This window comes from Acaryochloris sp. IP29b_bin.137, from assembly GCF_028285745.1.
Lineage (GTDB): Bacteria > Cyanobacteriota > Cyanobacteriia > Thermosynechococcales > Thermosynechococcaceae > Acaryochloris.
In genome coordinates this window covers 24,746-39,682 of record NZ_JANQOP010000232.1, presented here as the reverse complement: position 1 = coordinate 39,682, position 14,937 = coordinate 24,746, and the positions used below count along the sequence as shown (strand labels likewise).

Genomic DNA, 14,937 nt, shown 5'->3' with positions numbered 1-14,937 from the left:
ACTGTTCTGGGGTTAAGAACAGTTTTCAGTTCAAGCTTTTGGAGAAGAAAAGCCTACGACTAAAAAGGTTACTCCCCAGTCGTAAGGGTTCTGTTGGAGAAAAGCAGCTGGATAAAGAAGAAAGAGCTGATTAATGGGGAGTACCAGGCGTTCAATATTGACTCGGTTCAAGCGGCTCGAGCTATTAATTCCAATCCCCAAAAGCGCGGCAAGATTACTGAGTTATTAGTCACATCCTGGTAATCATCGTGGGTTGAGTGAACCACTCAGAATTCTCATTAATCCCTTATCGTCTGTTCAGCCAATTACAGGGACTCACCCAGATCGCCATCATTCCAGCTTCAGATACACCTCGTACATTGAAGACATTGAAGTTGGAGCACAAACATGACACGCAACAATCAAGTCGCAATCTTAGCTAGTCTAACTGTTCTTAGCCTGGGCATGATTTCCCCCGCTACTGCTGAGACGGTTACGGTTACCCGTGGTCCCAACGGTGCTGCCCACCAAGTCAAAGTAGACCGTATTCCTGATGATGCCCAAGTCCGGTCTAGCACTCCTGCCAAAGGGTTCCCAGCGATTGTCACCCGGGGGTCTCATGGTGCTGCTCAGCTTGCTCAGCCTAGAGAAATTCGACAAAGCACTGCTCGATCGACCGGCACATTGCAAGTTATTCAGCGGGGGCCTAACGGCGCTGCCCATATTCGCTAACGCCTTCCAGAAATCCTTAAAACTTTAACCTCACACTCCAGAGCTGCTAGTCAGGTTACCTCACCCTGCTAACAGCTCTTTTTTTTGGAGTGATCTGGTTGGCTGAATTAGGCATTTACTGCTGTTGACTGGAAACCAGAATCGGCTAGGCTCTTGTGTAGGCTAAACCTTGCATGCGATCTAAGAAGCATCTCAACCACAGCCCTACTCGAATTGCAATTCAGTAGGAGTCTACTGGTTTTTGGGGTTGGCTTTCTGTCAAGGATTTGAGGGGTAGGCCATTAAATTTGCCACTCTGACTGACGCGTAAATGAGCAATTGCAAAAGTCACTATAAACAAGAACCACAGCCCTACCCCGAATACAACATACTTATGCAAGGGACGGACAGACGTTTTAGGTTGTTTGACTTTAATTTGAGTTTGCATGATTGTTCCCCCAGAATCAGGACGTTAAATCTATTACTGATAACTTTGGAATGTTCAGAACTTTCATCAGGAAAAAGGACTTCTCTTGATTAATGTGGCATCAGAGGCAGATACGGAAAAATTGGATGCCAGTTCATGACTGTAGCGGCCACCAAGAATGTGAGGATCCAAAAAAACATTGTTCCTGCTTGAATCTGACGATTTTTCCAAAACTGATGAAGGAGCAGCCAACTAACGAGCCAACTCACTAACATGATGGTTTCTTTGCCAGAGTAACTGCCGATTTCACCATATAGTGGGTCAGGGTTTTTGCTGCCAGGAATCCAGCTTCCCATATCCCAGACTAGGTCATTCCAAGCTTTGAAAATTACGGTTAAGTGTTGGTTGACCATTAACAGAAAGCAGCTGAAGGCAGCACTGATTAATGCAGCCGCTGCTGGCCCAGAGACGGTTGGTGGGTCTTGTGCCCCAGTGGCTAAGCCTTGAGGAAAATTTTTAAGCTGATTCCAAATTTTGCTGTAGATCGGTACTTTCGGTGAGTGATGGGACTGTTGCATAAATGGGCTCACTTCTTAAAGGTCAATTTACAATGTGTGCATTCTGGCTACATTTAGCCCACTGACAAGGCCGCCTAGGGCAAAGAACATCATGGCCATCAACGCAATACTGGTGGCCGCCAAAACAGGGCGGTTGTGTTTTTCTACAATTGAGTCTCCGTACTGCCAGAGCACCCAGGTACAGGCCACCCCTAGCGGTAAGGTAAATAGCACAGTAAATTCGTGATATTCCATGAAAAGGTAATGTACCAAGGGTGTATTTTCTCTCAGCCAAGCGCGAGCTCCACCAGATGGGGCTCGGTATCGCATGTAGGCCCAGTTGCCTGATGCGATCGCAAGAAACGCTAAGCAAGAAGACCAAAACGTTAACGTTCGCATTTGAGGCAAAATTTTAGGAACACCTCTTAATAATGGAAAGGCCATATGCCCTGCATAGGCAATGACAACAACAGCTAAAAGAGCTGCAGTGCCATGAACAACACCCATGGTGCGTTGCCAAGGACTAGGACTTAACAAATTAACCAGGGGTAAAAATAGGAATAATCCAGCAGACAGGATACCAATCGCATAAACACAGACGGTCGCCAGGTCTGTCTGTCTTGGGAAAGAGGGCGTTTTTACTTCCGTAGAGGATTGCATCATCACATTAAGGAGTCTTTCAACGAGTTTTTGTACATTTCAGCGCCCTTCCTGAGGAGGTAAGACGCTGAAGAAACTGAGTCAGCGGCTGTTAACCGATGGGCTATAAGCTACCTAAATCAGTTCAAAGTTGTTTGCTGACAGAGATGGAGCACCATTGAGAATGGCAAATGTAGCCCCGGCACCTAGACCATCCAAACTACCGTTTTCGTTATAGAACAAGCTCCCAGACTGAGAACTGTAAACGATGATGGCAGTACTGGAGGCTGCATCGCTATCACTGCCAACCACCTCAAACTCAGTATCAACACTGAAACCTGTGCCTGCTGAGCTGTTTAGCGCAGTGAATGTGCTAAGACTCAAAACAAGGGTGTCTTGGGTAGAGAAATCAAGGATGGTGTCAGTTCCTAAGTCTTCTATGGCAAAGGATTCACCTGAATCAAAGACAAAAGAATCAGGTCCATGACCGCCAACCAGCACATCATTACCTGCTTGGCCCGTGAGGATATCATGGCCGCGCCCCCCATTCAGATAGTCGTCTCCAATACCACCCGCAATCTCATCGTTACCCCGTTGACCATAGATGGTATCGGCACCATCCTCACTGCCTTCACCACCATTGATCGTGTCATTTCCAGCACCACCGAAGACTAAGTCGCCTTGATGACCCGCATCAATAATGTCATGGCCAGTACCGCCATAGATTTGATTGGCGCCTTCACCCGCATCAATGACGTCGTTGCCAGCCCCAGCATCAATGATGTCAGCAAAGCCAACTTCACCCCCTTCAGAGCCTTCGCCCCCTTCGGAGCCCTCACCGCCTTCGTCGCCTTCGCCACTTTCACCAGCGGAGCTGCTTTCGCCAGGGATGCCGCCCACAATGGTGTCATTTCCAGCACCACCGTAGATGTAATCGGTCCCGTTGCCTCCAACGATGGAATCATCACCAGAGCCGCCTTTCAAGGTGTCATCACCCTCTCCACCGGAGATAGTGTCATTGCCAGCACCACCGTCGATGTAGTCGTTGCCATCAGCAGAGCCTTCTCCACCTTCGGAACCTTCGGAACCTTCTCCACCTTCAGAGCCTTCTCCGCCTTCAGAGCCTTCTCCACCCTCGGAACCTTCTCCCCCTTCAGAGCCTTCTCCGCCTTCAGAGCCTTCTCCACCCTCGGAACCTTCTCCGTCTTCGGAGCTTTCTCCACCCTCGGAACCTTCTCCACCTTCAGAGCCTTCTCCGCCTTCAGAGCCTTCTCCACCTTCGGAGCCATCACCAGCTTCACCACCCGTCAGAACGTCATTACCATGGCCGCCACGAATAACATCATCATCTTGGCCACCAAAAACGGTGTCGTTGCCTCGACCGCCCGAAATGGTGTCAGCACCGTCTTCACTGCCTTCACCACCATCAATGTAGTCATCACCTAGACCTCCGTAAACGAGATCACCTTGGTGACCGGCATCAATAATGTCATTACCAGTGCCGCCATAAACTTTATTGGCACCTTCACCCGCATCAATGACGTCGTTACCTGCTCCAGCATTGATGATGTCATCGAAACCAGCTTCTCCCCCTTCAGAGCCTTCTCCCCCTTCGGCACCCTCACCGCCTTCAGAGCCTTCGCCACTTTCACCAGCGGAGCTGCTTTCGCCAGGGATGCCGCCCACGATGAGGTCATCTCCAGCACCACCGTAGATGTGATCGACTCCATTGCCTCCAATGATGAAATCATCACCAGAACCGCCTTTCAGTTTGTCATCTCCATCGCCACCCAAAATGGTGTCATCTCCATCGCCACCGGAGATAGTGTCATTACCGCCTTCAGAGCCTTCGCCGCCCTCGGAGCCTTCGCCGCCCTCGGAGCCTTCGCCGCCCTCGGAACCTTCTCCGCCTTCAGAGCCTTCGCCACCTTCAGGTGCATTATCCCCAATCAGGATGTCATTACCTTTGCGGCCAACTATCAAATCATTTCTACCCAAACCAACGATGATGTCATCATTTGACAAACCTGGAAGTCTATCGTCATCAGCAGTACCTACAATCGCGTTCTCAAGATCTAGTCCAGCAACCAGTTCTTCAAAGCGTTCAGCAGCGATTTCAGCAGGGGTTGGGGCAGACATAAGTTGTAACACTCCAAATTTTGTACTCAATGGCTAATGGATTGTGCTTAATTGCCAATGACACTGCATAAGCTATTTAGCCTTATCGAGAATATCACTCAGATGTGAATAAACAGAAAACTTTTAAAGAAAGTCATTCTCAATAAAAGAACAGTCAGAAATATATCGGAATACCTATAACTCCTTTCAGGTAAGGGTTTATTGGAATTAAAGGTTCCCACTTAACTAAAATTTAGCCAAAAATATAAATAATAATAATCTCATCAAGAAAAAAATATTACTGATTCCTATTGGAATAAGAAAAGTATGGTCATCACCATAGACAAGTTATGCCGCGACCACTTCTAAAACCCAATCAGGTAGAAGACTTCGAGGATTATAATCAGGGCCAACTCAACTATTGAGACTCATTTTTATTTGCTTCAGATTTCTGTATATAATTTTCAACAACTCAACAAGAGTTCAGATCAACTGCCTGTAAACTCTGAAGTGAATGTTGTGGCGTTAAGGCGATCGCTCAATCATAGAGTTGAGACAGTCAGTGTTTTTTGAGTGCGTGAATGCTTCTATCAATTCCCAACCTGCTTTCTTCAGAAGAGGTAGACACAATTACCAAGGCCCTAAAACCGGAAGACTTTATAGACGGGAAGAAAACGGCTGGTTGGGCGGCTAAGCGAGTTAAGCAAAACACGCAGCTCAGCACTCAAGCTAGTTACGCACAAGACATCAAAGCGCAGATCAAGGCAGCGCTTAAAGGTAACTTGACTTTTCAGTCTGCCGTTAAGCCCAAGGCCATTCACTCTATCCTCATTAGCCGTTACGAGGCTGGTATGTCCTACGGTGCGCATGTGGATAACGCCTTGATGAGTGGTAATTCTCTCCGTTCCGATGTTTCCTTAACCCTGTTCTTAAACTCACCTTCAGATTACGAAGGGGGTGAACTCGTGATCGAAGAAATTAGTCAGAATCGATTAATCAAATTAGATGCTGGTTCAGTCATTACCTATCCTTCATCTACACTGCACCGGATTAAGCCCGTCACCCAAGGGGTTCGGCTGGTAGCCGTTGCCTGGGTTCATAGTCTAGTGCGTGATCCTGCAAAACGAGAGATCCTGTTCGAACTGGATCAAGCGCGACGGTCTATTTTTAATAAAGATGGAAAGACCCGAGAATTCAACTGGATTACGAAAAGCTACACCAACTTATTAAGGCAATGGGCTGACGTATAAACGATTGCACAGGTTGAGCCTATTGGAGGTAAGCGCTGTCAACAAATGTGTTGCCCAGACCAGGGACCTTCAATCGAGGCTGATCTGTGATCCCCAAGCGTCCTGGGGAAGGAAGGTGCGATCGCACGCAATCGCCGCCACCGGTTCCGTCAACTTAAATGTCCCCAACTCTATCCACTGCTTTAATTCCAATGCCACCTGTCGAGAGAGAGCCATACTGGCTAAGGGCGCAGAGCGAACCTTGGTCTGTTCCACTTGAATTTTCCCCGACTTAAGCTGAGCATAGCTGACTAAGCCAAAGGTGGGGCGAACCCGACGGGGAATCGAAAAATCAATAATGGGAGCCACTAAGTCCTCGTCTGTGACCGCGCAACGGCGAACCACTTCTTCATCAATCACAGGTAAAGGAATGCCGACCCCTAACATCAAAGATGGGCCATACTGCTTGAAATAGCAGCCCCGTACCCATCTAGACTCCATTTGTTTGGCATCTCCAACTAAGGCTAGGGTCGCTGCTGGGCCAATGGGTGTATCGTTGGGCAATCGCTTTTGGAGTGGAAAATGCTGGGTACCTTCCCAGGTGACATAACCCACCCCCCCGCCCAGGAAAATCCGAGTGCCGACACCGATTAGCCGGAGGTTGGGGTCATTGAGCAGGGGCGATAAGGCCCCCGGATTGGAGTAGATGGCATTCCCCAGTCGCGGTTGTAAAGGCCCTAAATAGGTATAAAGAAGATGATCGCCGCCATTGACGCCCACAATAAAGTTTTGGTAGAGATTGCGAGGATTAAACAGATAAAACTGATTGATGGTCTCTTTGGTGATCATGGTGTCTAACGTGGCCCGGGGATAGCAATCGGTCATTTGTCCCAGTGCCCGTAGATGAACCGCTTTGCCTGCGATCAAATCCTCAATCACATGACCACCCCCTTGGAATTGCACCTCTTCTCCTTCGGTTAGTTCGGTCGGCTGCTTGCGATCGGGGGCTTGGGATGCGCCTAGGTAAAGGTCAACGGCCCCAAATCCTGAGTAGGCGGCCACACCGTCTAGCCAACATTGACGAATTTTGATCGGTGGATCCGTATGCCCCAGGTTGAGAATGGCCCCTGAGGATTCCATCGGTTCAAAGGTGCCCGTGGTAATCACATCAACCGTTTTCGCAGCTTGGGCAATACCCATATCAGCTACTTTGGCTTTTAGCTCCTCCACCGTCCAAACCACGGCTTTGCCCGCTTCGATTTTGTCGTTAATCTCGGCAATCGTGCGCATAGGAGTGAGGGGAAGTCGCGGACGGTTACAGCCTATCACTGCGGCTAAAGACTTGAGGCTCACGCTAGGCTGGAGACAGGCTGCGTTTCAAGAGGTTTCAACGATGGCTCAGATACAGAAAAGGCGATCGCAAAACGTTACGGGTGATGTGTACGTAGATAGCACCTGCATTGACTGTGATACCTGTCGATGGATGGCCCCGGAAATTTTTCATCGGGATGGCAATCAGTCTGCAGTGTTTGCTCAGCCCACAGAAGACAAGGAACGGCTACATGCCCTCCAGGCGTTACTCGCTTGCCCGACGGCTTCGATTGGTACCGTAGACAAGCCCACGGATATTCGACAGGTCCAACAGAGCCTACCCATTCTAATTGCTGAGAATGTCTATCACTGTGGCTACCATTCTGAAAAATCCTTTGGAGCCACCAGCTATTTCATTCAACGAGATGAGGGCAATGTTCTGGTGGATTCACCCCGATTCACCCCACCCTTGGTCAAACAGCTAGAAGCAATGGGGGGTGTCAAGTATATGTATCTCACCCATCGAGATGATGTGGCGGATCATGCCCAGTTCCAATCGCATTTTGACTGTACACGGATCTTGCACCAGGATGATATTTCTACAGGAACCCAAGACGTGGAATTACAGATTGAAGGGACTGAGCCCTATCCTTTGGCCTCAGATCTGCTCATTATTCCCGTACCAGGCCATAGCAAAGGCCATACAGTGCTTCTGCACAAGAATTTCTTGTTTACGGGGGACCATTTGGCTTGGTCTGCAGGGGCAAATCGTTTGGTTGGGTTCCGGCGCTACTGCTGGCATTCTTGGGAAGAGCAAATTCAATCGATGCAAAAACTTTTAGATTATGACTTTGAATGGATTTTACCTGGCCATGGGCGACGGTATCATGCACATTTTGAGACAATACGGAAAAAGCTTATGGATAGTCTCTTAAGGATGAAACATAGAGAGTAAGTCAAGAAATAACTTATAAAAATTCAATTAATTGCTCAACATATTGCCTTAGTAAATTGGCAAAAGGCTATGAGTAAGCTTACAAAAAACAGAACAAATATTAACAATCAAGAGAAGTGTTAGCCAAACAAAAATTTTTAATATTTTTATTACCAAGGATTACCTATAATTGTATAACTAGCCCAATGAGCCGGATGCCGAAAATCTGGATTCTTGATCATAGACACCTGTGCTCGCCGAAGTGCCTCAGATTTAGTTGGAGCTACTTTGAGTTGATTGTAGAATTCTCCTATTAATGTAGCAGTAGATTGATCGTCAAGATCCCACAAGCTTGAAAGTACTGAATTTACCCCTGATTGAATAGCAAATCCAGCAAATCCAAACTTATACTTTGCATTCCCAACAGTTGTTGAACCTCCACTAAGAACAAGTAAATTAACTCTTGAATCGAACCACCCTAGCTTACTAAAATCATCAACAGTCAACTCCTTATCCCAGCTATTGATTGTTGAAAGCTCTGGTTTAACACGACTAAATTCTGTTCGCGTAACGAAATGAACAATTTGATGGCCTTGCTGCTTAAGATTACTAAAAGTAAACTCACGATCTAGTAATACATCAACTTTTCCTGGCCAACTTTGACTAATGCTTTCAAGCTCATTCTTTACATATTTAAGTGGAGGATAAGGAGGTTTTTCTTTAGAAATACCTGCTGCCAATACCGTGGAATTCTTCAGGTTTACATGACGATTGCTAACGAGAGATAGCCCAGGCATAATACCAATACTGTATTTCTCGATCAAGTATTTTTCACCATCATATAATGCAGATAGAGCCATAGGACGCAATTCAGAATCCATAACAAATACTAGATTGTTAATGTTTTGCTTTCTAAGCTCTTCTTCTACTGGTGATATTAACCAGCTATATAGCTTATATCCTATTTCTCTAGTCTCTATAAAAGTATATGGTTTTTCTATTTCCACCTTGTAAGCATCCAAAGTTTTTAACACATTTTCTTCCGTTGCATCTTGAGGTGTTTCGATTGGCCATTGCCCTTTGGATGTAATTAGATAAATTCCTAACCTTCTCTGGTCTATTTCAGAATTATTAGCACTTATATATGAATTAAAATTTATATATATAATTGCTGGATTTTGGCCAGTAGTTCTATAAATTCTTTCAGGCGTATCACCTACATTATCAACCAGTGCCTTTTGAGTTAATCTCAAATGGTTCTTAGTAAGAAAATATTTCTTTTCAGTATTATGCAATTCGGTATTTTTTTCTTAACTTCTTTTTTGATTTTATTGTATTGAATAAGGGCTATTTTTTTTGAGGAATTAGCTATTTTAGCAAGCTTTAGAGCTTGAGCAGTTTTTTCTTTTTCGGTCAATTGTTTCTGTTTAAGCGAGGTGATTGATTGTTTAGAATCCCAAATAGCTTTATTTAAATTGGCTTTAACAAAATCAGCTTCTTGTTTGGCCATTCTTTTATCATTCCTTGACTTTTCTAAAGCTGTTCTTGACTTATTCAACTTATTCATAGCGTTGGCAACTTGGGAGTTCAAGAATGCCAGTTGATTCGCTGATCGGTCAAGTTTTCTCTTAACCTCCTTAGTCACCTCATCTGCTTTATATTTAGCTTCTACACTACTTTTCGCTAGCTGAATTGCTCCAAGTGCTGCAGATAAAGCTATTCCTAGAATAAGCATTCCAATCTGCAGACGTCGCTTGGCTATTTTATTAGCCTTCTCCAATATTTGCTTGGACTTGAATTCGAATACAAGAGCTTGCTCAATTTTTTGTTTTTCTTCCAATTGGCTCGCTGCTAAAAATTCATAATCCAAGTCGCGTAAACTTTTTCCTGCAGCCCATAATTGGGCTTCTTTCAACCCCTTTCCTTGTAATAAGAACGAATGATTCATCTGCTCAGATTTCTCCCAGGCTCTTATGCTCTCTGCATAGGGGCGTAATTTCTCCAAAGTATTCTCTATCCATTCAGGATTAAAGACTTCTGCATAAATTTTGCTGCAAACTTTTAAGTAGCCATGATTGCGAATAATCAAATTAGAAAGAAGCAACTGTTGTTGAGCATAGTCATCAGTAAAACTAATAATCATTCCTTCTTTTAGGATATCCTGATAATATCCCAAAAGTCGTCCTGAACTTTCTTCATCACGAAGAATACGATCTCGAATAGTTCGTAAATGTTCCGGCTCGTCCTGGATTTCCCAATTCTCAATAATTTGAGTTCTGACCAACTTTTCAATTGTTTGGGCTTCATTCCCCAATGTAATGAAGTCAGCCTCTGCAACCAATCGACAGAGCTTTTGGGTTAAAAATGGCTGTCCACCAGTCCAAGCTAAAATATTTTGTAAAACTGCATAAGGGCTGTCAACTTTTCTAGCCAAACCAGTGGTTAATGCTGTAGCTTCTTCTATCTGGAAACCTTTTAACTCAATCGCTTTTCCAATATTAAAAGGAGTTCGGTTTCTATCTTGAATTAAATCTGAAGGGGTAGCAACGCCTAACAATGCAAACGTCAGCCGTTCAAAAGATAGGTTTTCAGCTCTCAGTTCATAAAAACTACGAATTAATGCGAAAAAATCATCTTTGAAGTCGAGACGCAAAATGCTATCTATTTCATCAATAAAGATTACCAACTTTTCCGGAATGTGGGTCAGCAAAATCGACTCAAAAAACTCTCCAAACCTTTGCAACGGTGATAAATCGACTTGAGATTCCCACCACTGGCGAGTATTAATCTTTATTCCAAAACTCCTTACTAGACGTCGGGCTACCCCCAGGTACCACATATCTGCTGTGACATCATGATTTCCAATCGAAGTAATATCCACAACCCCACACTTAATTCCTTCGGATTGCAGTCTTTGCATCGTTCGCACTCGCAAACTAGATTTGCCCATCTGTCGAGAATTGAGAACATAGCAAAACTCACCGTTATTCAAAGCCTTATAAAATGCTTGGTCTGCTGCACGGATTACATAGCTTGAGTCACCTTGTTTGAGACTGCCTCCTACGGTGTAGGTAAAGTTGGAGCCGAATTGATTTTTTTGCATCTTTAGATCTCTCCTCTTGCCCCAGTTAAGCCTTTCCTAAATTCAAATGATCACGAAAATACTGGCGATATACATCGCACCGAGGTAATGCCTCATTGCCCTGCCAAGAAATCAGTCCCATACTTTCTAGCTTAAATGCTGCTTCCGACTCCAAATTTACAGGCGTATTTCTCATCACAACCTGTCGCAGTGCTCCAGCCAAATTAGGGTACTGTTGAAGATTTAATAGATGACGCCGTAAATGATCACTATAAACACCTGCCTCAGTTGCAGAGGTTTTCTTAAACTCTGCAACGGTAAATTCGTTTCGCCGCAGATGATAGAGCGCTTTCCGAACCAAAAAAGGATGCCCCCCCACCAAAGTCAACAACATATTTACGGTGCTTTCTAACTGATCTATCCCATAGCAGCGGGCTAAAGTCTGTACCTGCCCAGCCGTAAAGTCCGTGAGTTCAACGTTTTTACCCACATTAAACGGTGACTGATTAATATTTAGGGGCACATAGGCTTCCGTTGAATGCACCACCACTAATCGCAACTTACTCCATAGTTCACTGCCCATATCCCCATACCGGGCCGATTCATACCAGGACCGTAGCAGACCAAAAAAGTCATCCGCCACCTGCCGATGAGGAAAGACCAAATCAACCTCATCTAATCCCAATACCAACGGCTGATCTAGCTCTTCTAATAGGCATTCTTCAAAATAGGCATTGCACTTATCCTTACTGCCAAACCCACTCCAAAACTCATCAATCTGGTCAAACTTCTTCAGCTTTCGCCCAACCTGCTCACAAAACCACCGCAAAAATTGGTCCAAATTTGAAAACAACTGATTATCCGCCCGCTGAAAGCTCAGAGGAATCGCGGCATAGCCTTGTGCTTGAGCATGGTGCAAAATTCTCGCCATCAATGATGTCTTACCCATCTGCCGAGGGGCTTTAATCCGAATTAAAGCCCCCGGTTGTTCAATCTCAGCAAAACAATCCGCCTCAATCGGTGGTCGTTCCACATACAAACTCGACTTTAAACTCACCACCCCACCCGGTTCCCGCATTAAATCGGGTTCCGCCACAGGCAAGGGCGGCTGATCCGGTGTTTCCTCAAGAATGGGCGCTGACTCAGGAGAAACGATTGGAGCAGGGACCTCGCCATTCGCGAGCAGTTTTAGCACCTCCGCCAAAATCGGCTGCGTATCATCGGGGGTTCGCCATTCCCGCTGCTGAATCCGATTCAAATATCCCCGCAGCTCATAATTCAACGGTGAATCCATCGGAAAATTGACTCGGATCGGCAAAATAATCGGCCTTGGTTCCGACCGTTGATCTCGCAGATCCCTTGCCCTGCGAACTTCCTCCGTCACCATCTCGCTGGTCGCCGACTGAGCCGATAGCAGCAGGATAAAGTAATCACACCGCTCCAGCTCTTGATCGATCCGTTGGGGCCAGTTATCCCCCAAGTTCAAACTGGCTGCCGCCATAAACGTTCGGTGCCCAGCCTGTTGCAGTCCTGCATTCAATGCCTCCGCCAAAGCTTGATCCGGCGCTTCACTGCGATAGCTAATAAAGACATGGGCCTGGGCCGTTGTTTTCACCCTCTGCTGCAACACAGGGACTAAGTGATCTGGCAATCCCTCCAAATCAATGGCATTACAGCCAAACTCATAGGCATCTCGGTAGGAGCGTCCCGCCCCCAAACAACTATAAAAACCACCTGCAAACTTCACCGCAGCTTGATCACCAATGGCCTGCTTCATGCCAATCACGGTATCAATATGCTGGTAAATCACCTCTGCCTGCACACTGGAATAACAAGCATTCAGTAAAACACATTCAACCTTATCCTGGAAAAACTTAAACAGCTTGGCCAGCGACCTCGAACTCACTAATTTGGCTCGCCCTTGCCCATCTTCCAGCGCCAAGCCTTCTTTTCCCGCACCATGCCCCAAGAAATGCACAATTTGGGGATTCTCGTCTAATAATGCTTGCTGTAAATCCTCAATTCTGACGGCCCAGCAAGAGACAATCTCAAAGTCATCCCGCAGCTTGGAGCGTTTAAGTTTTTCTTGAATGGTACGGACCTCTTCATCCAAGCGCAGGGACTGAGTATCCTTAGGATTTGCTGCCAAAATCAGGATTTTCTTCACCGAAGTATCTGCTATCACCGATTCCGTTACATCACTAGGGTTCTATCAGTCTTTATCCCAGAATATATGCAAAGCTTGACTGAATGAAACCAAAGGCTCAGAGTAGTTTCAGCACGCCCCCAATGTCCGTATTCAATCCTTGGGGTTTAGCTGCAACGGGAATTAGCCCTCCTCGTTAGCACCACGCCATCATCGCTGTTCAGTTTTTTTCAATTCAGCGATCAGCCACCGAAAAGGCGCACCCGTACCTTGGGGATGCAACGTCACACTTGCTCCAAAAGAAATCAGTGGAATGGCAGAGGTGAAGCCGTGGGAGTTAATCTGACGGCTGCGCAAATCCTGGACAAAGGGTTTAAGCTGTTGTTTCAGTTGTCCCCGACTCAGCTCCGTTTGCAGTAAATCAAATTTGGTTAAAATCACAGCCAAAGGGTAATGAGGACGATTGGCTTGAGATTGAGGGAGGAATTGCGCCAACTGTTGCATAACTGATTCAATCCTCTGCTGATAGGGAGGGTCATTGACAAAGGCTGGGGCATCAATCAGTAGACAGCAGGCATGGGAACTAAACAGTAACAACTGCAAGTCGGCATTATTGGGCTGACAAAACTCCCCTGGAATGTCCCACCAATGCAAATGGCAACGGGTCTTAACGCCGCAGAGGGTGCGAACTTTAACACTAAAGTTAAAATCCGTGACCTTTAACGTTGGCGGCGGATACTGATGGGTTTGGGTGATGTAGTTTAGCAGTTGGTCCATCTTCTGATGAGACTCTGCATCTTGGCAATCCAACCATTCTTGGTGGAGTCGAGCTTTTTTGCGGTTGAAGTGTAAAGAGGTATAACTCCCTGCCAGAAATACAGTTTTCCCAGCGCCCCGAAAGCCAATACTCAAGATGTTATGGGTTAGAGGGGGTTGTCTCGAAAAAAACTGAGCGACACGCTGCATTGTGGGAGCTAAACCAGTTGCGAAAATAAAGTGTTCCAGTCAATAGTGCTAGGTCGAACCCCCTCACTCATTATTTCAAAAACCTTGCCCACCGTGTGGGGATTCTGCAGACAAGCCACACAAGCCGCCGCCAAATCAATCCGACTCGTTTCTCCCGATAGCTTATCTCCCGTACCAACAACAATGCCCAAGCGACTTTCCGTTTTCGCTTTCAAAAGTGTATTGAGGTCATAGGACGTATAGGGGCCATCAATCAGGCGGCCAGGACGCACAATCGTATAGGGCAATCCTGAATGGCGAAGGGCTATTTCACCCACCAGCTTGGCATCTAAGACCCCAAAGGTATTGAGAATACTAAACGGCAACTTATTTTTGCGCTCAATGCCACAAGCCGACACCAGCAAAAACCGCTTTAAATCCTGAGGTGCAGCATCAACCAAATTCTGCCCACCCACCGCATCCACCTTTTCAGGGCTGTTATCCGCTTGCGCGCGACAATAGCTCGGCCTAGCATATCGCTTAAACCATTCCCACCGAGTTGAGGCGGCTCGAAACTCCCATCGGGCGGTAGGGAAAGCCGTGCTGCCCGTGCAGGAAATAATATGGGTCACACCGGGCATCACCGCTGGGAGGGTTTCTGCCGCTCGGGTATCTCCCACCACAATCTCCACTTGATCGGCAAACATCTGCCGCGCTTTATCGGCACTGCGGGCTAACACTCGCACCTTGATGTTTTGGGCCAGCAGTTCTCCTACCGTCAACTGCCCCACACCACCTGTCGCCCCAGCGACTAAGACCAGATCAGCATCAGGATTTAATTCACCAGACTGGGACATAG

The 14,937-nt window shown here is 46.3% G+C and carries 13 protein-coding genes and 1 pseudogene; 4 read left to right on the top strand and 10 right to left on the bottom strand.

Annotated features, from left to right (window positions below):
- Positions 1-141: 141 nt before the first annotated feature.
- Together Q0991_RS25220 and Q0991_RS16315 are read left to right on the top strand one after the other, a co-directional pair.
- Positions 142-243, top strand: a pseudogene (locus tag Q0991_RS25220) (DNA adenine methylase); the annotation flags it as partial.
- A gap of 144 nt (positions 244-387) precedes the next feature.
- Positions 388-711 carry a hypothetical protein gene (locus Q0991_RS16315; RefSeq protein WP_299490188.1) on the top strand — a complete coding sequence of 108 codons (324 nt, stop codon included), beginning with the start codon at positions 388-390 and terminating at the stop codon, positions 709-711.
- Between the two features lie 220 nt (positions 712-931).
- Here Q0991_RS16315 and Q0991_RS16310 read toward each other — a convergent pair whose 3' ends face one another.
- The 4 genes from Q0991_RS16310 to Q0991_RS16295 all read right to left on the bottom strand — a co-directional run bounded on the left by Q0991_RS16310 (position 932) and on the right by Q0991_RS16295 (position 4,452).
- Positions 932-1,138 carry a hypothetical protein gene (locus Q0991_RS16310; protein WP_299490187.1) on the bottom strand — a complete coding sequence of 69 codons (207 nt, stop codon included), beginning with the start codon at positions 1,136-1,138 and terminating at the stop codon, positions 932-934.
- An 89-nt stretch (positions 1,139-1,227) separates the two neighbouring features.
- Positions 1,228-1,695, bottom strand: coding sequence for a hypothetical protein (locus tag Q0991_RS16305; protein ID WP_299490186.1), 468 nt, complete (start codon positions 1,693-1,695; stop codon positions 1,228-1,230).
- A 27-nt stretch (positions 1,696-1,722) separates the two neighbouring features.
- Positions 1,723-2,337, bottom strand: coding sequence for a hypothetical protein (locus Q0991_RS16300; protein WP_299490184.1), 615 nt, complete (start codon positions 2,335-2,337; stop codon positions 1,723-1,725).
- Between the two features lie 111 nt (positions 2,338-2,448).
- Positions 2,449-4,452 (bottom strand): calcium-binding protein, encoded by a 2,004-nt coding sequence (locus Q0991_RS16295; RefSeq protein ID WP_299490182.1) that lies wholly within the window; start codon positions 4,450-4,452, stop codon positions 2,449-2,451.
- Between the two features lie 560 nt (positions 4,453-5,012).
- Here Q0991_RS16295 and Q0991_RS16290 point away from each other — a divergent pair.
- Complete coding sequence (locus tag Q0991_RS16290; protein WP_299490180.1) at positions 5,013-5,681, top strand: Fe2+-dependent dioxygenase; 669 nt, start codon at positions 5,013-5,015, stop codon at positions 5,679-5,681.
- Positions 5,682-5,750: 69 nt separating this feature from the next.
- On the opposite strand, the gene Q0991_RS16285 is transcribed toward Q0991_RS16290, so the two are convergent.
- Complete coding sequence (locus Q0991_RS16285; protein ID WP_299490178.1) at positions 5,751-6,950, bottom strand: homocysteine biosynthesis protein; 1,200 nt, start codon at positions 6,948-6,950, stop codon at positions 5,751-5,753.
- A gap of 103 nt (positions 6,951-7,053) precedes the next feature.
- Here Q0991_RS16285 and Q0991_RS16280 point away from each other — a divergent pair, with 103 nt between their 5' ends.
- Positions 7,054-7,926, top strand: a complete 873-nt coding sequence (locus Q0991_RS16280; protein WP_299490175.1) for an MBL fold metallo-hydrolase — start codon at positions 7,054-7,056, stop codon at positions 7,924-7,926.
- Between the two features lie 149 nt (positions 7,927-8,075).
- On the opposite strand, the gene Q0991_RS16275 is transcribed toward Q0991_RS16280, so the two are convergent.
- The 5 genes from Q0991_RS16275 to Q0991_RS16255 form a co-directional block, all read right to left on the bottom strand.
- A complete protein-coding gene (locus tag Q0991_RS16275; protein ID WP_299490173.1) occupies positions 8,076-9,158 on the bottom strand; it encodes a CHAT domain-containing protein in 1,083 nt (360 codons plus the stop codon).
- The gene (locus Q0991_RS16270; RefSeq protein WP_299490170.1) at positions 9,155-11,008 is read right to left on the bottom strand and encodes an AAA-like domain-containing protein; all 1,854 of its coding nucleotides are present in this window, start codon (positions 11,006-11,008) and stop codon (positions 9,155-9,157) included. The genes Q0991_RS16275 and Q0991_RS16270 overlap by 4 nt, the downstream gene beginning before the upstream one ends.
- Before the next feature lie 25 nt (positions 11,009-11,033).
- Positions 11,034-13,154 (bottom strand): AAA-like domain-containing protein, encoded by a 2,121-nt coding sequence (locus tag Q0991_RS16265; protein WP_299490167.1) that lies wholly within the window; start codon positions 13,152-13,154, stop codon positions 11,034-11,036.
- 189 nt (positions 13,155-13,343) lie between these two features.
- Positions 13,344-14,099 (bottom strand): hypothetical protein, encoded by a 756-nt coding sequence (locus Q0991_RS16260; RefSeq protein WP_299490165.1) that lies wholly within the window; start codon positions 14,097-14,099, stop codon positions 13,344-13,346.
- Between the two features lie 8 nt (positions 14,100-14,107).
- On the bottom strand, positions 14,108-14,935 hold the full coding sequence (locus tag Q0991_RS16255) for an SDR family oxidoreductase (RefSeq protein WP_299490163.1): 828 nt from the start codon (positions 14,933-14,935) through the stop codon (positions 14,108-14,110).
- Positions 14,936-14,937: the final 2 nt, after the last annotated feature.

Bases quoted from the DNA above. Each gene is read 5' to 3' on its own strand.
- Q0991_RS16285 (WP_299490178.1), bottom strand. From the start codon at position 6,950: ATGCGCACGATTGCCGAGATTAACGACAAAATCGAAGCGGGCAAAGCC.
- Q0991_RS16300 (WP_299490184.1), bottom strand. From the start codon at position 2,337: ATGATGCAATCCTCTACGGAAGTAAAAACGCCCTCTTTCCCAAGACAG.
- Q0991_RS16315 (WP_299490188.1), top strand. From the start codon at position 388: ATGACACGCAACAATCAAGTCGCAATCTTAGCTAGTCTAACTGTTCTT.
- Q0991_RS16260 (WP_299490165.1), bottom strand. From the start codon at position 14,099: ATGCAGCGTGTCGCTCAGTTTTTTTCGAGACAACCCCCTCTAACCCAT.
- Q0991_RS16270 (WP_299490170.1), bottom strand. From the start codon at position 11,008: ATGCAAAAAAATCAATTCGGCTCCAACTTTACCTACACCGTAGGAGGC.
- Q0991_RS16290 (WP_299490180.1), top strand. From the start codon at position 5,013: ATGCTTCTATCAATTCCCAACCTGCTTTCTTCAGAAGAGGTAGACACA.
- Q0991_RS16305 (WP_299490186.1), bottom strand. From the start codon at position 1,695: ATGCAACAGTCCCATCACTCACCGAAAGTACCGATCTACAGCAAAATT.
- Q0991_RS16255 (WP_299490163.1), bottom strand. From the start codon at position 14,935: ATGTCCCAGTCTGGTGAATTAAATCCTGATGCTGATCTGGTCTTAGTC.
- Q0991_RS16310 (WP_299490187.1), bottom strand. From the start codon at position 1,138: ATGCAAACTCAAATTAAAGTCAAACAACCTAAAACGTCTGTCCGTCCC.
- Q0991_RS16295 (WP_299490182.1), bottom strand. From the start codon at position 4,452: ATGTCTGCCCCAACCCCTGCTGAAATCGCTGCTGAACGCTTTGAAGAA.
- Q0991_RS16280 (WP_299490175.1), top strand. From the start codon at position 7,054: ATGGCTCAGATACAGAAAAGGCGATCGCAAAACGTTACGGGTGATGTG.